General features: G+C 67.2%; 14 protein-coding genes. 10 read left to right on the forward strand and 4 right to left on the reverse strand.

Annotation, left to right across the window (positions count from 1 at the left end):
* Positions 1–31: 31 nt before the first annotated feature.
* On the reverse strand, positions 32–571 hold the full coding sequence (gene msrB, locus BAY15_RS03460) for a peptide-methionine (R)-S-oxide reductase MsrB (protein WP_068849006.1): 540 nt from the start codon (positions 569–571) through the stop codon (positions 32–34).
* A 146-nt stretch (positions 572–717) separates the two neighbouring features.
* On the opposite strand from msrB, the gene BAY15_RS03465 reads away from it, so the two are divergent.
* The 3 genes from BAY15_RS03465 to BAY15_RS03475 all read left to right on the forward strand — a co-directional run bounded on the left by BAY15_RS03465 (position 718) and on the right by BAY15_RS03475 (position 4,417).
* Positions 718–1,440 carry a response regulator transcription factor gene (locus BAY15_RS03465; RefSeq protein WP_068849008.1) on the forward strand — a complete coding sequence of 241 codons (723 nt, stop codon included), beginning with the start codon at positions 718–720 and terminating at the stop codon, positions 1,438–1,440.
* Positions 1,437–2,936: a sensor histidine kinase gene (locus tag BAY15_RS03470; protein ID WP_068849010.1), complete on the forward strand. Its 1,500-nt coding sequence runs from the start codon at positions 1,437–1,439 to the stop codon at positions 2,934–2,936. Before BAY15_RS03465 ends, BAY15_RS03470 begins: the two co-directional genes overlap by 4 nt.
* A 392-nt stretch (positions 2,937–3,328) precedes the next feature.
* Positions 3,329–4,417, forward strand: coding sequence for an alpha/beta fold hydrolase (locus tag BAY15_RS03475; protein ID WP_068849012.1), 1,089 nt, complete (start codon positions 3,329–3,331; stop codon positions 4,415–4,417).
* A gap of 458 nt (positions 4,418–4,875) precedes the next feature.
* Here BAY15_RS03475 and queD read toward each other — a convergent pair whose 3' ends face one another.
* Complete coding sequence (gene queD, locus BAY15_RS03480; RefSeq protein WP_068849013.1) at positions 4,876–5,229, reverse strand: 6-carboxytetrahydropterin synthase QueD; 354 nt, start codon at positions 5,227–5,229, stop codon at positions 4,876–4,878.
* A 152-nt stretch (positions 5,230–5,381) separates the two neighbouring features.
* Here queD and BAY15_RS03485 point away from each other — a divergent pair, with 152 nt between their 5' ends.
* Together BAY15_RS03485 and BAY15_RS03490 are read left to right on the forward strand one after the other, a co-directional pair.
* Positions 5,382–8,048 (forward strand): TonB-dependent receptor, encoded by a 2,667-nt coding sequence (locus BAY15_RS03485; protein WP_068849015.1) that lies wholly within the window; start codon positions 5,382–5,384, stop codon positions 8,046–8,048.
* Positions 8,049–8,078: 30 nt separating this feature from the next.
* Positions 8,079–10,643, forward strand: a complete 2,565-nt coding sequence (locus tag BAY15_RS03490) for a M14 family zinc carboxypeptidase (RefSeq protein ID WP_068854537.1) — start codon at positions 8,079–8,081, stop codon at positions 10,641–10,643.
* Positions 10,644–10,697: 54 nt separating this feature from the next.
* Here the strand turns inward: BAY15_RS03490 and BAY15_RS03495 are convergent, their stop codons facing one another.
* Positions 10,698–12,119 (reverse strand): DEAD/DEAH box helicase, encoded by a 1,422-nt coding sequence (locus BAY15_RS03495; RefSeq protein WP_068849017.1) that lies wholly within the window; start codon positions 12,117–12,119, stop codon positions 10,698–10,700.
* A gap of 491 nt (positions 12,120–12,610) precedes the next feature.
* On the opposite strand from BAY15_RS03495, the gene BAY15_RS03500 reads away from it, so the two are divergent.
* Positions 12,611–13,600, forward strand: coding sequence for a fumarylacetoacetate hydrolase family protein (locus BAY15_RS03500; protein ID WP_068849018.1), 990 nt, complete (start codon positions 12,611–12,613; stop codon positions 13,598–13,600).
* Positions 13,597–14,265, forward strand: a complete 669-nt coding sequence (gene maiA / locus BAY15_RS03505) for a maleylacetoacetate isomerase (RefSeq protein ID WP_068849020.1) — start codon at positions 13,597–13,599, stop codon at positions 14,263–14,265. Before BAY15_RS03500 ends, maiA begins: the two co-directional genes overlap by 4 nt.
* 239 nt (positions 14,266–14,504) lie before the next feature.
* Here maiA and BAY15_RS03510 read toward each other — a convergent pair whose 3' ends face one another.
* Positions 14,505–15,635 (reverse strand): PilT/PilU family type 4a pilus ATPase, encoded by a 1,131-nt coding sequence (locus tag BAY15_RS03510; RefSeq protein WP_068849022.1) that lies wholly within the window; start codon positions 15,633–15,635, stop codon positions 14,505–14,507.
* Between the two features lie 98 nt (positions 15,636–15,733).
* Between BAY15_RS03510 and BAY15_RS03515 the strand changes: the two genes are divergently transcribed.
* The 3 genes from BAY15_RS03515 to BAY15_RS03525 all read left to right on the forward strand — a co-directional run bounded on the left by BAY15_RS03515 (position 15,734) and on the right by BAY15_RS03525 (position 17,678).
* The gene (locus BAY15_RS03515; RefSeq protein ID WP_068849024.1) at positions 15,734–16,135 is read left to right on the forward strand and encodes a DUF4398 domain-containing protein; all 402 of its coding nucleotides are present in this window, start codon (positions 15,734–15,736) and stop codon (positions 16,133–16,135) included.
* Positions 16,132–17,028 (forward strand): hypothetical protein, encoded by an 897-nt coding sequence (locus BAY15_RS03520; protein ID WP_068849026.1) that lies wholly within the window; start codon positions 16,132–16,134, stop codon positions 17,026–17,028. Before BAY15_RS03515 ends, BAY15_RS03520 begins: the two co-directional genes overlap by 4 nt.
* 425 nt (positions 17,029–17,453) lie before the next feature.
* A complete protein-coding gene (locus BAY15_RS03525) occupies positions 17,454–17,678 on the forward strand; it encodes a YdcH family protein (protein ID WP_068849028.1) in 225 nt (74 codons plus the stop codon).
* The last annotated feature ends 202 nt before the right edge of the window (positions 17,679–17,880 follow it).

The following is a 17,880-nucleotide window of genomic DNA, read 5'->3' on the forward strand; positions in this document are numbered from 1 at the left end:
CGCCGGGCCCTGCCCGGCTGCTTCATCGGCGTTACGTGCGGTTGGGTATCCGCACGCGTGTCTCTTCGTCAGCGGCGACGAAGTTCATCGCCACGCCGTTCATGCAGTAACGCAGCCCGGTCGGGCGCGGGCCGTCATCGAACACATGGCCCAGGTGGCCACCACAGCGCCGGCAATGCGCTTCCACGCGCAGCATGCCCAACGTGGTGTCGCGGTCCTCGCCGACGGCATCGTGCAGCGGCGCCCAGAAGCTGGGCCAGCCGGTGCCGCTGTCGAACTTGGTGGACGAGGAGAACAACGGCAGCGCGCACCCGGCACAGGTGAAGGTGCCGCGCCGGTGTTCCTTGTTGAGTGGGCTGCTGAAGGGGCGCTCGGTGCTTTGCCGGCGCAGTACGGCGTACTGCGCCGGGCTGAGCTGTTCGCGCCACTGCGCATCGGTGCGCATCACCTCGAAGCGGCGCGTGGGTGCGGGTGCGGCGGGGGCCGACCCACTGCAGGCGGTCAAACCGAACAGCCCGGCCGCGGCGCCGATGGCGCCCATGCCGAGCAGTCTGCGACGGGTACAACGCATGGCGATCTCCCGGTCTGGAAACGATGGGGCCATGCTGCGCCCGGCCCGGTCAACGAATCCTCACGCAGGGTTAAATTTTCCGTGACACATTCAGGTCCGGATCTGGCCACAATGCGTTCACCTTCCTGCTGCCCGTCACCGTGCCAATGAGCACTGCCAAGCGCGTCCTGATCGTCGAAGACGATGTCCACATCGCCAACCTGCTGCGCATGCACCTGCGCGACGAGGGCTATGAGGTCACCCATGCCGCTACCGGCGACGAGGGCCTGGCCCTGCTGGAGGCGCAGCCGTGGTCCGCGCTGGTGCTGGACCTGATGCTGCCCGGCGTGGATGGCCTGGAAATCTGCCGGCGCGCGCGGGGCATGGCGCGCTACACCCCGATCATCATCACCAGCGCACGCGCCAGCGAAGTGCACCGCATCCTGGGCCTGGAACTGGGCGCCGACGATTACCTGGCCAAGCCATTTTCGATGCTGGAACTGGTGGCGCGGGTCAAGGCGCTGCTGCGCCGGGTGGAAGCGATGGCGCAGAACGCGCGCATCGATGCCGGTGAACTGGCCGTGGCCGGGCTGCGCATCGACCCGGTGGCGCGCACCGCGCAGGTGGAAGGGCGCGCGCTGGAGCTGACCCCGCGCGAGTTCGACCTGCTGTACTTCTTCGCCCGCCACCCCGGCCAGGTGTATTCGCGCATGGACCTGCTCAACCAGGTGTGGGGCTACCAGCACGATGGCTACGAGCACACCGTGAACACCCACATCAACCGGCTGCGCAACAAGATCGAACGCGACCCGGCGTCGCCCCAGCGCATCCAGACGGTGTGGGGCCGTGGCTACAAGCTGGTCGATGGCAGCGAGGGTGCAGCGGCATGATCCGGTTGTCGTTGTCGCAGCGGTTGTCGGTGGCGTTCTTCGCGCTGCTGCTGGTGTGCTGCGGCGCGCTGATGGCGATCCAGATGCGCAGCACCAGCCTGCACGAGCAGGAAACCGTACAGCGGCTGTCGCGCGGGCTGGCCGAGCACATCGCGCGCAGCGGCGAGCTGATGGACGGTGGCGGCATGCGCACCGGCGAGGTGCGCGCGCTGTTTGGCAAGCTGATGGCGGTCAACCCCAGCGTGGAGGTGTACCTGCTGGACGACCAGGGCCGCATCCTCGGCCACGATGCGCCCACCGGACACCTCAAGCGCGACCGCGTGGACCTGGCGCCGGTGCAGGCACTGCTGCGCGACGAGCCGCTGCCGATCCTCGGCGATGACCCGCGCAGCGCGCGCGGGCGCAAGGTGTTCAACGCCGCCCCGCTGTTCGTGCAGGGGCGCCAGGCCGGCTACATCTACGTGGTGCTGGTGGGCGAACAGCGCGAGGCGCTGGCGGCCAACATCGCGGCCAATGCCACGCTGCGCACCACGCTGTGGTCGCTGGCGATCGTGGCCGGCATCGGGCTGCTGGCCGGTGCGGTGGCGTTCCGCTGGGTGACCCGGCCGCTGCGCCAGCTGACCCGGCGCGTGCAGTCGTTCGACGTGGATGCGGCGGCGCCGGCGCAGGCGTTGCCGCCCACGCCGCTGCGCGCGGGTGAGCGCGATGAGCTGGCGATCCTGCAGCACAGCTTCGGGCACATGGGCCAGCGCCTGGGCGAGCAGTGGCAGCAGCTGCGCCAGCAGGACCTGCAGCGGCGCGAGCTGGTAGCCAACATCTCGCACGACCTGCGCACGCCGTTGTCGTCGCTGCACGGCTACCTGGAAACGCTGGCGTTGAAGGACGCCACGCTCAGCGCAGAAGAGCGCCAGCGCTACCTGGGCATCGCGCTGTCGCAGAGCCACAAGGTGGGCCGGCTGGCCCAGGCGCTGTTCGAGCTGGCGCGGCTGGAACACGGCGGGGTGGTGCTGGACCGCCAGGCGTTCTCGCTGCCGGACCTGGTGCAGGACGTCTTCCAGAAATTCGAGCTGGCCGCGCAGGCGCGCCGGCAGACGCTGGCGGCGGACATTCCGCCTGGCCTGCCGGCGGTGGACGCGGACCTGGCGCTGATCGAGCGGGTGCTGACCAACCTGCTGGACAATGCGATCCGGCACACGCCCGAAGGCGGCCGGATCACGGTGACGCTGCAGGCGGCGCAGGGCGAGGTGCGGGTCAGCGTGGCCGACACCGGCCCGGGCATTCCGGCGGCGCGGCGCGAGGACCTGTTCCACACGCCCCCGGCATTCGGCAGCCAGCGGCCGGACAGCGGGGGGCTGGGCCTGCTGATCGTGCACCGCATCCTGCAGCTGCACCAGCGTGAGATCCAACTGCTGGACAGCCGCGAGGGCGCGTTGTTCGTGTTCTCGCTGCCGAGTGCATGGGGGTCTGCCGGGAATGTATCCGGAGCCCAAGGTTGATTGATCCAGATCCCAATGGGCCCGTAACGGTTCCGGGCCCATGGTTGGTTAATCCCGATCCCAATGGGCACGCAACAATTCGTAGCCCCGGCCGTTGGCCGGACACCGCGCGCAGCGCGGCCCAAGCGTCCAAAGCCGGTTGCGTATTGCTCGCGGCGATCATCCCGACGTTTACACGTTCCGAAGAAGCCGTCAGGCGTTCATTGCGCCTGATACACGGTTTCGTTCTGGGTTGACACCCGGATGCAGGGCCGCGGCGACGGCATACCGTGCTCCGGATGCTTGGGCCGCGCTGCGCGCGGTGTCCGGCCAACGGCCGGGGCTACGAATTGTTACGTAACGTCCGTAGATTGGGATCAACCCACCACAGGCCCCGCACATCTGGAGGTTTCATGCGCGCACTCGTCTGCTTGACCCTGCTGCTGTCCGCCACCCCGTCTGCATTCGCCCAATCCTGCCCGGACACCTCGGCGCTGGAACCGGCGCGCGCGGTGGTACGCGACCTGCAGCGGATCACCACGCCGAACGGCATCCAGGAACAGTACGCCACGCCGATCGGCGGGGTGAAGCAGTGGCTCACGATCCGCGGCGAGGACCGGGCCAACCCGGTGATCCTGTTCGTACACGGTGGCCCGGCCAGCCCGGTGACGCCGAGCGTGTGGCAGTTCCAGCGACCGCTGGAGGAGTACTTCACGGTGGTGGACTGGGACCAGCGCGGTGCAGGCAAGACCTACGCGGAGGCGTCGCCGGACGCGATCGCGCCGACGCTGACCATTGAACGCTACGTGGAAGATGCCATCGAGGTGGCCGAGCACCTGCGCACGCACCTGGGCCAGCGCAAGGTGATCTTGATGGCGCACAGCTGGGGCACGATCGTGGCGATGCAGGCGGCGTTGAAACGGCCGGACCTGTTCCACGCGTACGTTGGGATCGGGCAGATCATCAACCAGGTGGAGAACGAGAAGATCAGTTTCGATTACGGACTGGCGCAGGCGAAGGCACACGGCAACGCCAAGGCGGTGGCCGAACTGGAGGCGATCGCGCCGTACCCGGGCAACACGCCGATCACGCGCGAGCGGATCATCACGGCGCGCACGTGGCCGCAGTACTACGGGGGGCTGACGGCCTACCGCGATGACTCCAAATATTACTTCGGCGCGGCCAGGCTCTCGCCCGATTACACGGACGCCGACCGCTGCAACATCGACAAGGGCAGCGTGCTGTCGCTGGGGCCGTTGCTGCCGCAGATGCTGAAGGTGGATTTCAACCCGATCACCCGCTTCCCGATCCCGGTGGTGATGTTCATGGGCCGCCACGACTACACCACGCCCACCGCGCCGACCGAGCGCTGGTTGAACACCGTGCAGGCGCCGTACAAGCAGGGCGTGTGGTTCGAACATTCGGCGCACATGGTCCCGTGGGAAGAGCCGGGCAAGACGCTGTTGAGCCTGGTGCAGATCGTGCGCCCGCTCGCGCGGTAACCACTGCGATCATGCATCCGGATGCGCTGGTCGATTGATCCCAATCCCAATGGGCGCGTAAAAATTCGTAGCCCCGGCCGTTGGCCGGCTGCTCTTCGTTCCGGGGTCATGAACGCCTGACGGGCGGCTCCGGAACGTGTAAACGCCGGAGCGTTGGATGCGATCGGTGGGTAACGGAGTTCGGACGGTTGGGCCGCGCTGCGCGCGGTGTCCGGCCAACGGCCGGGGCTACGGATTGTTACGTGACGTCCGTGGATCCGGATCAAACAACCAAAAAAAAAGACCCGACAGAGGGAGGGTTCTGTCGGGTCTTGGGATTGCGTGGGGGGAGGGACCCACGCAAATTCCGTTTGATGCAATGCAGCATACACCGATCGTGGTGCATTGCAACAATACATTGCCGAAGTGGTCCGAATTAGTTTAAATTCGTTCAGAAACAACGGGTTGGGGGCTGTGGCTCAGCCGCGGTAGCGGCAGCCGGAGGTGCAGGTCTCGTGCACCGTCACCTCGCTCAGCGCCGGCAGGGCGGGCTTGAGCTCGTTCCAGATCCAGATCGCCAGGCGTTCGCTGGTCGGGTTTTCCAGGCCGGGGATGTCGTTGAGGTAATGGTGGTCCAGGCGGTCGTAGATCGGCTGGAAGGCCGCTTTGACGTCGCCGAAATCCATGATCCAGCCGGTGTGTTCGCCCGGCTCGCCCTCGACCTTCAGCTCCACCCGGAACGAGTGGCCGTGCAGGCGCGCGCACTTGTGGCCCGCCGGCACGTTGGGCAGGTGGTGGGCCGCTTCGAGGGTAAAGACTTTGAAGATTTCCATGGGCCCATTGTACGGCCATCCAACAAAAACATATCCATCCGGATGAAGAGATGTTACTTTTCGTTATATCCGCATGAAGCGATGTTATTGGCCCGTTAAGCCCTTGGCATGGACTACTGCGGAACTCGTCGTCCACCACCCCCATAGAGTTCATGCCCAAGCACACCCTTCTTGTGGCGGCCCTTTCCGCCGCCCTGGCTACGCCTTTGTCCGCGTTTGCCCTCGACGCCGCTGCTGGCCCCGATGCCAGCCCCGACGCCTCCGCCAGCGGCGAAAGCACCACCCTGGCTGCGGTGCGCGTCACCGGCTCCAACATCAAGCGCACCGACACCGAGACCGCCAACCCGGTGCAGGTGATCGGCCGCCAGGAAATCGAAGCCACCGGCAAGGCCACCGTTGCCGACCTGCTGCGCTCGATCTCGGCCAACACCGGCAACGCCAACAACGAAACCACCAACAACGGCTGGGCCTCGGGTTCGGCCGGCATCGGCCTGCGCGGCCTGTCGCAGAAGAACACGCTGGTGCTGCTCAACGGCCGCCGCCTGGCCAACTACGGCTTCCCCGCCGGCGGCCTTTCCGACACCTTCGTCAACCTCAATGCGCTGCCGATGGTCGCGGTGGAGCGCATCGAAGTGCTCAAGGACGGCGCCTCGGCCGTGTACGGCTCCGACGCCGTGGCCGGCGTGGTCAACATCATCACCCGGCAGAACTTCCAGGGTGCCGAACTGGGCGGCAGCGTCGGCACCGCCGACCAGGGCGGCCTGGACGAGCAGAACCTGAAGTTCATCGGTGGCATCGGTGACCTCGACGCCGATGGCTACAACATCCTGGTCAGCCTGGAAGGCTATAACCGCGAGCGCCTGGACCAGGACCAGCGTGACCTCACCAAGTCCGGCATCTACACCGATAAGCCCGGTGGCCGCTGGAACGGCTGGTCGGCCAAGGGCGCGCGCTTCCTGGTCAACGGCACCTCGGTGCCCATGCTCGACGCCAACGGGCAGTGCCCGGACAACACCACGCTGGTCCCCAGCGCGCCGATCGACGGCCTGCCCGGCAACACCTGCGGCTACAACCTCGCCCCGTACACGACGCTGATTCCCTCGACCAAGCGCTACCAGGCCTACGTCAACGGCACCTTCAAGGTGAACGACAACGTGGAAGCGTTCGGTGAAGTGATCTACAGCGAGATCAAGGGCGTGTCGTGGTTCGGCAGCAGCCCGTTCTTCACCCTGGAAAGCGGCCGCTTCGCGCTCAACGCCGATACCGGCCTGGCCGAGCCGGTGTCGTCCAACCTGCCGGCCAGCAGCCCGTTCAACCCCTACGGCCGCGCCATCCCGATCGAGTACACCTTCTTCAACCTCGGCCCGACCATCAAGACCAACCGCTCCACCGCTTACCGCGGCGTGTTCGGCCTGCGCGGCAGCCTGCAGGACTGGGACTGGGAAGTGGGCGCGTTCGGCGCGCGCAGCAGCGAGCGCGAAACCGTCTCCGGGGGCTTTGCCAACCGCTGGACCCTGGCCGATGCACTGGCCACCGGCAGCTACAACCTGCTCGATCCGTCGGCCACTCCGCAGTCAGTGATCGACGGCATCAACCTGAGCACCCTGCGCCCGGCCGAATCCGTGCTGCAGGGCGTGGACGCCAAGATCTCCGGCGGGCTGGGCAGCACCTGGGCCGGCCCGATCGGCTTCGCCGCTGGCCTGGAATGGCGCCGCGAAAAGCTGGATTCGGAAAACCCGTGGCAGATCGATGCGGGCCTGCAGATTCGCCCGGCCATCGCCGAGGTGCACGGCGAGCGCAAGGTCACCGCCGCCTACGCAGAAGTAAACGTGCCGCTGGCCGAGCGCCTGGAGCTGCAGGCCGCTGCGCGCGCCGACCACTACAGCGATTTCGGCGATGCATTCTCGCCCAAGCTGAGCCTGCGCTGGCAGCCGTTCGACATCCTGCTGGTGCGTGCCGCGGCCTCCAAGGGCTTCCGCGCGCCGTCGCTGTCGGAGAACTCCAACAGCACCAGCATCGCCTACGGCAGCGTGATCGATCCGCGCGACCCGGACGTGCCCGGCTCGCGCCAGAACCCGACCTTCTTCACCGTCGGCAACAGCGACCTGAAGCCGGAGCGGACCAAGAGCTACAACCTGGGCCTGGTGCTGTCGCCGTGGTCCAACACCAGCCTGAGCGTGGACTACTACCGCATCGAACTGGAAAACCTGGTGGGCACCAACAACACCCAGACCCTGGTCACCAACGATGTACCCGGCGCGGTCACCCGCGATGAGCGCGGCAAGCTGCTGGCGGTGTTCAACCGCTACCAGAACCTGAGCGAGCTCAAGACCTCGGGCTTCGACGTGGAGCTGCGCCAGCGCTTCCCGACCGAAGCGGCCGGTGACTTCTCGCTGTCCACCGCGTTCACCCACGTGCGCGACTACAGCCGCCCCACCGTGGTCGGCGGCCCGCTGGTGGATTACGCCGGCAGCAACCTCGGCGCCACCCTGCCCAAGAACAAGGCCACCACCACGCTGGACTGGAGCTACGCCGATTTCCGCACCGCGCTGACCTGGTACTACACCAGCGGCTACGACCAGAAGGCCAGTGCCGCGGCCACGGCCGTGCAGGACCGGGTGGATTCGTACAGCCAGTTCGATCTGTACCTGGCCTACACCGGGCTGGAGAAGCTGACCCTGTACGCGAAGATCCAGAACCTGGCCGATGAGGAACCGCCGTACGACGCCTCGTTCCCGGGCATCCGCGCGCCGTACGACTTCAGCCAGTACGACCTGCGCGGCCGCTACTTCACCGTCGGCTTCGATTACCGCTTCTAAGAGGGGTTTGCTGTGTCCTTGTTCCATGGTTTGTCGCGCCCCATCACCTGGGTGGTGGGGGCGCTGTGGCTGCTGGCCGCGCCGGCGTTCGCACAGAGCGCCTATTTCTTCCCGCAGGGCGGCGATTTCGATCCGGCCATTCCCACCCCGCAGCAGTTCCTGGGTTACGAGATCGGCAGCCGCTACACCCGGCACGACCAACTGGTGGCCTACTTCAACGAGCTGGCCAGACACTCCGACAAGATCAAGGTCGAGCAGATCGGCAGCAGCTACGAAGGCCGCCCGTTGCTGATCGCCACCGTCACCTCGGCGCAGAACCAGCAGCAGCTGGAAACCCTGCGCCGCCAGCACGTGACCCTGGCCGACCCGGCGCAGCCGTTGTCGGCGGCCGGCAACAGCCCGGTGGTGGTGTGGCTGGGCTACAGCGTGCACGGCAATGAAACCTCCAGTGGCGAAGCCGCGCTGCTCACCGCGTACTACCTGGTGGCCAACCGCAGTGCCGATACGGCCAAGTGGCTGCAGCAGGCGGTGGTGCTGTTCGACCCGGCGCAGAACCCGGACGGCCGCGACCGTGCGGCCAGTTGGCACAACGCCTATGCCTCGTCGCCGGCATCGGCCGATCCGGCCGACAAGGAGCACGTGGAGCCTTTCCCGCAGGGACGCACCAACCACTACTTCACCGACCTCAACCGCGACTGGCTGGCACTGACCCAGCAGGACACGCGGCCAAAGATCGCCTACTTCCACCAGTGGTATCCCAACGTCCAGATCGACTTCCACGAGATGGGCAAGGACAGCACCTACTACTTCGAACCGTCTCCGGCGAGCATGCACAGCCCGCTGTTGCCGGCGTCGTCGTACGCGTTCAACAAGACCCTGGCCAAGTACCACGCGCAGGCACTGGATGCGCTCGGCTCGCTGTACTACACCGGCGAGAATTTCGACAATTTCTCGCCGGTGTACGGCTCGACCTATCCGGACTTCCATGGTGCGGTCGGTGTCACGGTGGAACAGGCCAGCTCGCGTGGCCGCGTGCAGGAATCGGTCAATGGCCTGCTGACCTTCCCGTTCACCATCCGCAACCAGGTCGCCACCGGCCTGGGCACCGTGCGCGGTGCGGTGACCGAGCGCGACGGGCTGCTGAAGCTGCAGAAGGAATTCTTCCAGTCCGCCGTGAAGCAGGCCAACCAGCAGCCGCTGAAGGCGTTCGTGTTCGGCGATGCCAACGACCCGGGCCTGACCCGGCGCCTGCTCGACCTGCTGCTGCAGCACCAGATCACCGTGCAGGCGTTGAGCAAGGCGGTCACCGTGGACGGCCAGCGCTTCGAGCCGGGCAGTGCCTACGTGGTGCCCACCGCGCAGCCGCAGTTCCGCCTGGTGCATTCGATCTTCGCCGAGACCCCGCCGATCAAGGGTGACGTGTTCTACGGCAGCACCTCTTATGCCATCGCACCGGCCTACGGCGTGGCGTTCGCCGGCAGCCGCAGCCGTGTCGATGGCGGCGAGCGCATCACTAGCCTGCCGTCCGCCCGTGGTGGGGTGAGCGGTGGCCAGGCCGGCTATGCCTACGTGTTCGACTGGCGCGATTACAACGCCAGCCGCGCGCTGTACGCGCTGCAGGCCAAGGGTGTGCTGACCCGCGCCGCGTTCCAGCCGTTCACCGCCGCCACCGCGTCGGGTGAGCAGGCGTTCGCGCGCGGCAGCGTGGTGGTGCCGGTCGCCGGGCAGACGCTGGCGGGCGCCGCACTGCTCGCTGCCGTGGATGAAGCGGCGCGCAGCAGCGGCGTGCAGGTGCACGCCCTGGCCAGTGGGCAGAGCCGCAGCGGCATCGACCTGGGCAGCGACAGCGTCAAATCGCTGCGCAGGCCGGCAGTGGCGCTGGTGATGGGCGAGGGCGTGAGCGCCACCGAGATCGGTTCGGCGTGGTTCCTGCTCGACCAGCAGGTGCAGCTGCCGGCCAGCAAGCTGGACCCGGCGCAGCTGGGCAAGGTCAACCTGGACCGCTACACCACCATCGTGCTGGCCGGCGGTACCTACAGCGGCGTGGATGCCACGGCGGTGGCCGCGCTCAAGCGCTGGATCAACGCCGGCGGTTCGCTGGTGACCTACGGCAGCGCGGCCAAGTGGGCGATCGAGCAGAAGCTCAGCGATGAAGTGCTGGGCGCCGAAGAGAAGGAGCCCGAGGGTGCGCGCCGCGCGTTCGGCGACCAGCGCGACATCGCCGCCATCGAGCGGGTGAGCGGCAACATCCTCAGCGCCGACGTGGACACCAGCCACCCGCTCGGCTTCGGCCTGCCGCGCACCCAGCTGGCGATCAACAAGGAAAACGGGATCAGCTTCAAGCCCAGCCGCAATGCGTTCTCGACCGTGGTGCGCATTGACGAGTCACCGCGGGTGAACGGCTACCTGTCCGAGGCCAACCGCAGCCGCGTGGCCGGCACCGCCTGGCTGCTGGTGTCGCCGCAGGGGCAGGGCAACGTGGTGCTGTTCGCCGATGACCCGGCGCATCGCAAGTACTGGCACGGCACCGAGCGGCTGCTGTTGAACGCGGTGTTCTTCGGCAACCTGCTCAATCCGACCAAGCCGCGCGGGTAAAAAAAAGGGCGACGCAATGCGTCGCCCTTTTCCATTGTGCAGCCGGCGAAACGATCAGCCGGCGCGGTTGCCGCCGCCCGGACCGCGACCGCCGCCACCACCGCCACCACCGCCACGGCGCTGGCCCGACGGCGCACCACCGCGCGGCGCACCGTTGCCGGCACCACGGCTTGCACCGCGACCAGCACCGTCACGCTGGCCGCCGCCGGTCTTGGCACCGGCATGGGCGTGGCGCGGGGCCTCGCCATGCGGACGGCGCGCGTGCTTGCGCGGCGAACGATCGCCACCCGGCACTTCGGCCTTGCCCGGCGCGCTGTTGCCCCAGCGGATCGGGGTCTGCGGCTCGAAGCCCGGCACGTCGCGGATGTCCATGTCCTTGTCCAGCAGGCGCACGATCTGGCGCAGCAGCTTGGCTTCGTCCTGGGCCACCAGCGAGATCGCCTGGCCGGTCGAGCCGTTGCGGCCGGTACGGCCGATACGGTGCACGTAATCTTCCGGCACCATCGGCAGGTCGTAGTTGATGACCTTCGGCAGTTCGTTGATGTCGATACCGCGCGCGGCGATGTCGGTGGCCACCAGCACGGTCACGCGGCCGGCCTTGAAGTCGCCCAGCGCACGCAGGCGCTGGCCCTGGCTCTTGTTGCCGTGGATCGCCGCGGTCTTGATGCCCGACTTCTCCAGGAACGTGGCCAGCTTGTCGCAGCCGTGCTTGGTACGGCCGAACACCAGGGTCTGCTCGCGGCTGTCCTGGGCCAGCAGGTGCAGCAGCAGGTCACGCTTGCGCGGGCCGTCAACCGGGTGCACGCAGTGCTTGATGGATTCGGCGACCGTGTTCTTCGGGGTGACCTGGATCTGCGCCGGATCGCGCATGAACTCCAAGGCCAGCTGCTTGATGCTCTCTTCGAAGGTCGCCGAGAACAGCAGGGTCTGGCGGTTCTGGCGCGGCAGCTTGGCGAGGATCTTCTTGATCGACGGCAGGAAGCCCATGTCCAGCATGCGGTCGGCTTCGTCCAGCACCAGGATCTCGATGCCCGACAGGTCGACGCTGCGACGCTCCAGGTGGTCGATCAGGCGGCCCGGGCAGGCCACCAGCAGGTCCACGCCACGGCGCAGCACGTCGAACTGGTTGCCCATGCCGACGCCGCCGTAGATGCAGGCGCTGGGAATGCGCAGGTACTTGCTGTAGCCGCGCAGGCTGTCATGCACCTGGGTAGCCAGTTCGCGGGTCGGGGCCAGCACCAGCGCACGCGGCTTGCGCGGGCCGTTCACGGCCTGCGGGTTGGTGCCCAGGTGCTGCAGCAGCGGCAGGCCGAACGCAGCGGTCTTGCCGGTACCGGTCTGCGCGCCGGCCAGCAGGTCGCGGCCTTCCAGGGCCAGCGGGATCGCCTGCTCCTGGATCGGGGTGGGGTTTTCATAGCCCTGCTCGGACAACGCGCGCAGCAGGAACGGGGCAAGGCCCAGGTTTTCAAAAGACATCGGGTGGAAGCTCCAAAGACGAAGTAACGCCAGGCCGAATGGCCGGACGCAAGGCAGATCGAGTTGATCGGCTGACTCGGAGCGTTCCCGTGAACCGCGCTGCGAGAATTGGGTGCAGCCCACGCGGTGCGCAGACTGGAATGCATGACGAATGGCGTCGGAGTGGGGGCGGGCGAGGGACGGAAATCCCGATCGCCGGCGATCCCGAAGGGAAACGGACGGCCGCTGCAGACCCGCATAGTGTAGCGGAACCGCGCCCGCAAGGCCAAATCCCCCGTTCAGGTTGAACAAGCGACTCCCGACGTATCCATGCCTCCCCGGCGCCCGTAGCAATTCGTAGCGGCCGGCCCCCAGCCGGACGACCTTGGCGAGCGACCACATCAGCATCATTCGGATGGTTTATGTTCGTTCTGCGGCACTGCGACTTGGCATGACCGCGCATTTGGTTACACTCGAAACCTATTTCCTGCGATCCCCCGGATATCCCACCCATGAAGCTTGGTTCTTTGAAGGAAGGCGGCCGCGACGGCACCCTGATCGTGGTCTCGCGCGACCTGCGCCATGGCGTGCGCGCCACCGGGATCGCCGCCACGCTGCAGCAGGCCCTGGAAGACTGGAGCCATCTGGCGCCGCGCCTGAACGCGTTGTACGAGTCGCTCAACGACGGCAGCGCCGATGGCGTGTTCGACATCGACCTGCAGGCACTGGCCGCGCCGCTGCCGCGCGCCTACGAATTCGTCGATGGCAGCGCCTACCTGCCGCATGTAGAGCGCGTGCGCCGCGCCCGTGGCGCAGAAGTGCCGGAAAGCTTTTACACCGATCCGCTGATGTACCAGGCCACCAGCGCCGGGTTCCATGGCCCGCGCGATGCCGTGAAGGTGGTCAGCGAGGAGTACGGCATCGACCTGGAAGCCGAGCTGGTGGTCATCACCGATGACGTGCCGATGGCGGTCACCGCCGAGCAGGCCGCCGGCCATATCCAGCTGGTCGGCCTGGTCAACGACGTCTCGCTGCGCAACCTGATCCCGGGCGAGCTGGCCAAGGGCTTCGGCTTCCTGCAGTCCAAGCCGCGTTCGGCGCTGTCGCCGGTGTTCGTCACCCCCGATGAGCTGGGCGAGGCCTGGCAGGACAGCAAGGTGCACCTGCCGCTGGTCACCCACGTCAACGGCGCCTGGTTCGGCGCGCCCGAAGCCGGCGTGGACATGCAGTTCAACTTCGCCCAGCTCGTCGCGCACGCGGCCAAGACCCGCCCGCTGGGCGCCGGTGCCATCGTCGGCTCGGGCACCATCGCCAACGAGGACACCAGCAAGGGGGCCTCCTGCTTTGCCGAGCAGCGCACCGTGGAAACCTTGCGCGACGGCAAGCCGAGCACGCCGTTCATGTCGTTCGGCGACGTGGTCCGCATTGAAATGTTCGATGCCGCCGGCGAGAGCATCTTCGGCGCCATCGAACAGCGCATCGAACAGGCAGCACGGCCCTGAACACCCCGGCCGACCGCATCGAGCTGTTCAGCTACTGGCGCTCCAGCGCGGCCTACCGCGTGCGCATCGGTCTGAACCTCAAGGGCCTGGAACACCAGATCACCCCGGTGCACCTGGTCCGCGACGGCGGCCAGCAGCACAGCGAAGGGTATGCCGCGCTCAACCCGCAGGAGCTGGTGCCCACCCTGGTGCATGGGGATCTGGTGCTGCACCAGTCGATGGCGATCCTGGAGTACCTCGACGAGGTGTTTCCGGAGCCGCCGCTGCTGCCCGACGATGCCCCGGGCCGCGCCCGCGTGCGTGCGCTGGCACAGCTGGTGGCATGCGACCTGCACCCGCTCAACAACCTGCGCGTGATGCAGTTCTTCAGCGATACCTGGAACGTGCCGCAGACCGAGCGTGAGGACTGGACCCGGCACTGGATGCAGGTCGGCTTCGATGCGATGGAACGGCTGCTGGTCGAGTCGGTGGACACCGGGCGCTTCTGCCACGGCGACACACCGACCCTGGCCGATTGCTGCCTGGTGCCGCAGCTGTTCAACGCCCGCCGCTTCAACGTGGATCTGGGCCCGTACCCGACCCTGGTGCGGATCGACGAGGCGTGCCTGGCATTGCCGGCGTTCGATGCGGCGCGGCCTGAAAACCAGGTGGATTGCGCGGGGTGATGGGCGGCTTCGGCGCCGTTAAACGTCGGGTAGTTGGCCGCAATGGGTAACCGTACCGCGTTCGGACGCTTGTGCCGCGCTGCGCGCGGTTTCCGGCCAACGGCCGGGGCTACGAACCGTTACGAGCCCATTGGGATCGGGATCAATCGACCGAAGGCTTCGGATACCGGTAGCGCCGGCCGTTGGCCGGCCCAGGCGGTTCCAAGCCGCTTGGCGCCCGTTGCCGGGCGCCGATTCCGTCAGAATCCGTGCGTGATCGCCGCCGGGGTCGCCGCCGAATAATCCGCGTACGGGTCATGCTCGCCGCTGCCGCCTTCGGACAGGCGGAACTTCAGGGCCAGGCCATCGCGCGAATCGGCCGCACGCAGCGCTTCTTCCTGCTCGATGATGCCGCCCTTGGCCATGCGGAACAGGCACTGGTCGAAACTCTCCATGCCTTCTTCCAGCGAGGCTTCCATCGCCGGCTTGATCTCGTGCACCTGGCCGCGGCGCAGCAGGTCGCGGATCATCGGCGTGTTGATCAACACTTCGGTGGCCGGCAGGCGGCGCCCATCCTGGCCCTTGACCAGGCGCTGGGAAATCACCGCGCGCAGGTTCAGCGAGAGGTTCATCAGCACGTTGCGGTGCGCGCTCTCGGGGAAGAAGTTGAGGATGCGCTCGATGGTCTGGTCGGCGTTGTTGGAGTGCAGCGTGGCCAGGCACAGGTGACCGGTTTCGGCGAAGGCGATGGCCGCCTCCATCGTTTCCGAATCGAGGATTTCGCCGATCAGGATCACGTCCGGCGCTTCACGCATCGCGTTCTTCAGCGCGTTGTGGAAGGCATGGGTATCCAGCCCGACCTCGCGCTGGTTGACGATCGACATCTTGTGCTTGTGCAGGTACTCGATCGGGTCCTCGATGGTGAGGATGTGCCCGGTCGTGGTGCTGTTGCGGTGGTCGATCATCGACGCCAGCGAGGTCGACTTGCCCGAGCCGGTCGAACCCACCACCAGCACCAGCCCGCGCGGGGTCATGATGACGTCCTTGAGGACCTGGGGCAGGTTGAGCTCTTCGATGCTGGGAATCTTGCTGCGGATGGCACGGATCACCATGCCGACCTCGCCGCGCTGCTTGAACACGTTGACGCGGAAGCGTCCCGCATCCGGCAGGGCGATGGCCATGTTGAGCTCAAGGTCGCGTTCGAACTGGGGCACCTGGCCCTCGTCCATCAACGAATAGGCGATTTTCTTGACCATCCCGGGCGGCAGCCCGGTATTGCCCAGCGGGTACAGCTTGCCTTCGATCTTGATGTACACCGGGGCGCCGGTGGTCAAGAACATGTCCGAAGCGTTCTTTTCGGTCATCAGCTTCAGGAAATAGCCGATATCCATGCGAAATGTTTCCCCAACAATCGGCGACATGCCATTGCAAGCACGCCGCAGGCTTCCGACAATGGCCGCGCACCTACTTCAGGCGAACGGCACCCCCAATGAATCCTAGCTTCGCACAAATGCGGCGTACCCCGTATGTAGTTTTGACGAGTTGCGTGATGGCGTGCGCATTCGCACTGGCCGGGCCGGCCCTGGCCCAGGACGGCGCGCTCGAGCTCATGCAGGCCCGCCAGGCCGTGGACAAGGCCACCCAGGCCGACGCCGACCAGTACGCCCCGGACCTGATCGCCGTGGCCCGCCAGGGCCTGGAACAGGCCCAGGCCGCAGCGGGCGACCGCCGCGAGCGCAAGAACGCCCCGGCCCTGGCCGTGCGCGCCACCGCCGATGCCGACCTGGCCCGCGCCCGCAGCGAGGAGGCCACCGCCACGGCCCAGCTGCAGCTGCGCCGCAACGAGGTGACCCAGCTCGAACGCGAGCTCGCCGGGGAGGACCGCCGATGAAGGCCGCTGCCCTGCGCATCCCGCCCCTGCTGCTGGCCGTCGGCCTGGCTTTGTCGCCGCTGGCCGGCGCCGCCGAAGACCCGGCCGTGGCCCAGCTCACCCAGCGCCTGATGGCGATCCAGGCCAACCCGGATGCCGCCGAGCTGGCTGCCTATGAGCGCCTGCAGGCCCAGCAGGCCATCGCCGCGCTGGCCAATGCCAAGCGCCGCGACCTCGACCAGGCCCGCTACCTGGCCGACCGCCGGGTCGAAATCGCCGAAACCAGCGTGCGCGCCGCCCTGGCCAAGCGCGAAGTGGCCACGCTCGAGCGCACCCGCAGCGACCTGCTGATCGAAGCCAGCCGCCGCGATGCCCAGCGTGCCCGCCAGGAAAGCGAGCGGCTGCGCGTGCAGGCCCAGATCCAGGCCGAGGAGTCCGAACGCCTGCGCCTGGCCGCCGAAACCGAAGCGCTGGCCCGCCAGGACGCCGAAACCGCGCTGACCAGCGTGGCCGGCAAGCAGACCGCGCGGCTGAGCGCGGCCCAGCAGAACGCGGCCAAGCTGGCCCGCGAAGAGGCCGAACTGGTCTCGGGCAACAAGCTGCCGGGGTCGAAGTTCGACAGCCGCGGCGAGGTGTTCACCTTCGCCGGCGATGCCTTTGCCAGTGGCAAGGGCGCGCTCTCGGGTGGGGCCAAGGGCCAGGCCAAGGCGCTGGCCGAGTACCTCAACATCGGCAAGAAGGGCCGGGTCCGGATCGAGGCCTACGATGCCGCCGCCGGGGTAGGGCAGCAGCGTGCCGAAGCCCTGCGCGATGCCCTGGTGGGCGCCGGCGTCAGCGCCAGCCGCCTGCAGGTCAGCGGCAAGAAGGCGGCGGCGACCAAGGCCCGCTCGGCCGAGGTCATCATCGCGCCGTGATCGCCGGTGTCATGACCAACGGTCATGACCTACCCGGTTGCATCTATTGGTAGGTCACGACCGTTGGTCGTGACCGCGTAAAAATGACGCAACCTCCTGTTTTTGTTTAAATTTCGTTGAACTGCGCGTTCAGCCTGAACCCCGACTGGCGCGCACCGGCGATTTCAAACGAAACCCTTGAACCGGCCCTTGGGCAGGCGTAGGGTCGATTGTCCGGGTGGCCTTCCGCGACCCGGACGATTGGAGGGCCGGGCCGATGCATCGAGGGCACGAACCAGAGCAGTCTGCAGGCCGGGCAATCCCGGTCGTGCGCCTGGGCTGTGCCGTGATCGCGGTGGATGCCGGCGCTCCTCCCGAAGCAACGCCCCGTGCCTTACCGGCCGGGGCGTTCTTGTTTGTGCTGTAGACGCGATAGGAGGTTCATCATGTTTGAAGGTCAGCCCCAGAGTGAAATCGACGCACGCCGCAAGAGCGATCCGGAATTCAAAGAGCTTTACGAACGGCACCAGAAGTTGAACAAGAAGTGTATGGATGCCGCGTTGGGCGTGAATCCGGTAGGCGACCTCACTCTGGGCCAGTTGAAGCGTGAGAAGCTTCTCACCAAGCAGCGCCTGCTGCGCATGTACGAGTCTTCCTCCCCCGTGCACTAAGGCCTGATCGTGCCGGCCCACGCCCGGCACCTGCCGCTGAACCTGCCGGCCCAGCGCCGGCACCGCCAAACGCCGCGGGCGGCGTCCGTCTCCTCGTCGACGGGCGCCGTCCGCGTCGCTCTTTCAGGGCCAGGGATGCATGGCGTGTCTCTACCATCTGTCGGATAATCGGGGGTCCGGCCGCCCTGCGGCGCGAATCGAT

The organism is Stenotrophomonas rhizophila (assembly GCF_001704155.1).
In the GTDB taxonomy this organism is placed as follows: Bacteria; Pseudomonadota; Gammaproteobacteria; order Xanthomonadales; family Xanthomonadaceae; genus Stenotrophomonas; species Stenotrophomonas rhizophila_A.

Coding starts and splice junctions, on each gene's coding strand:
- BAY15_RS03470 (WP_068849010.1), top strand. CDS start 1,437: ATGATCCGGTTGTCGTTGTCGCAGCGGTTGTCGGTGGCGTTCTTCGCG.
- BAY15_RS03510 (WP_068849022.1), bottom strand. CDS start 15,635: ATGGATATCGGCTATTTCCTGAAGCTGATGACCGAAAAGAACGCTTCG.
- BAY15_RS03485 (WP_068849015.1), top strand. CDS start 5,382: ATGCCCAAGCACACCCTTCTTGTGGCGGCCCTTTCCGCCGCCCTGGCT.
- BAY15_RS03495 (WP_068849017.1), bottom strand. CDS start 12,119: ATGTCTTTTGAAAACCTGGGCCTTGCCCCGTTCCTGCTGCGCGCGTTG.
- BAY15_RS03525 (WP_068849028.1), top strand. CDS start 17,454: ATGTTTGAAGGTCAGCCCCAGAGTGAAATCGACGCACGCCGCAAGAGC.
- BAY15_RS03515 (WP_068849024.1), top strand. CDS start 15,734: ATGAATCCTAGCTTCGCACAAATGCGGCGTACCCCGTATGTAGTTTTG.
- BAY15_RS03520 (WP_068849026.1), top strand. CDS start 16,132: ATGAAGGCCGCTGCCCTGCGCATCCCGCCCCTGCTGCTGGCCGTCGGC.
- BAY15_RS03465 (WP_068849008.1), top strand. CDS start 718: ATGAGCACTGCCAAGCGCGTCCTGATCGTCGAAGACGATGTCCACATC.
- BAY15_RS03475 (WP_068849012.1), top strand. CDS start 3,329: ATGCGCGCACTCGTCTGCTTGACCCTGCTGCTGTCCGCCACCCCGTCT.
- msrB (WP_068849006.1), bottom strand. CDS start 571: ATGCGTTGTACCCGTCGCAGACTGCTCGGCATGGGCGCCATCGGCGCC.
- queD (WP_068849013.1), bottom strand. CDS start 5,229: ATGGAAATCTTCAAAGTCTTTACCCTCGAAGCGGCCCACCACCTGCCC.
- BAY15_RS03500 (WP_068849018.1), top strand. CDS start 12,611: ATGAAGCTTGGTTCTTTGAAGGAAGGCGGCCGCGACGGCACCCTGATC.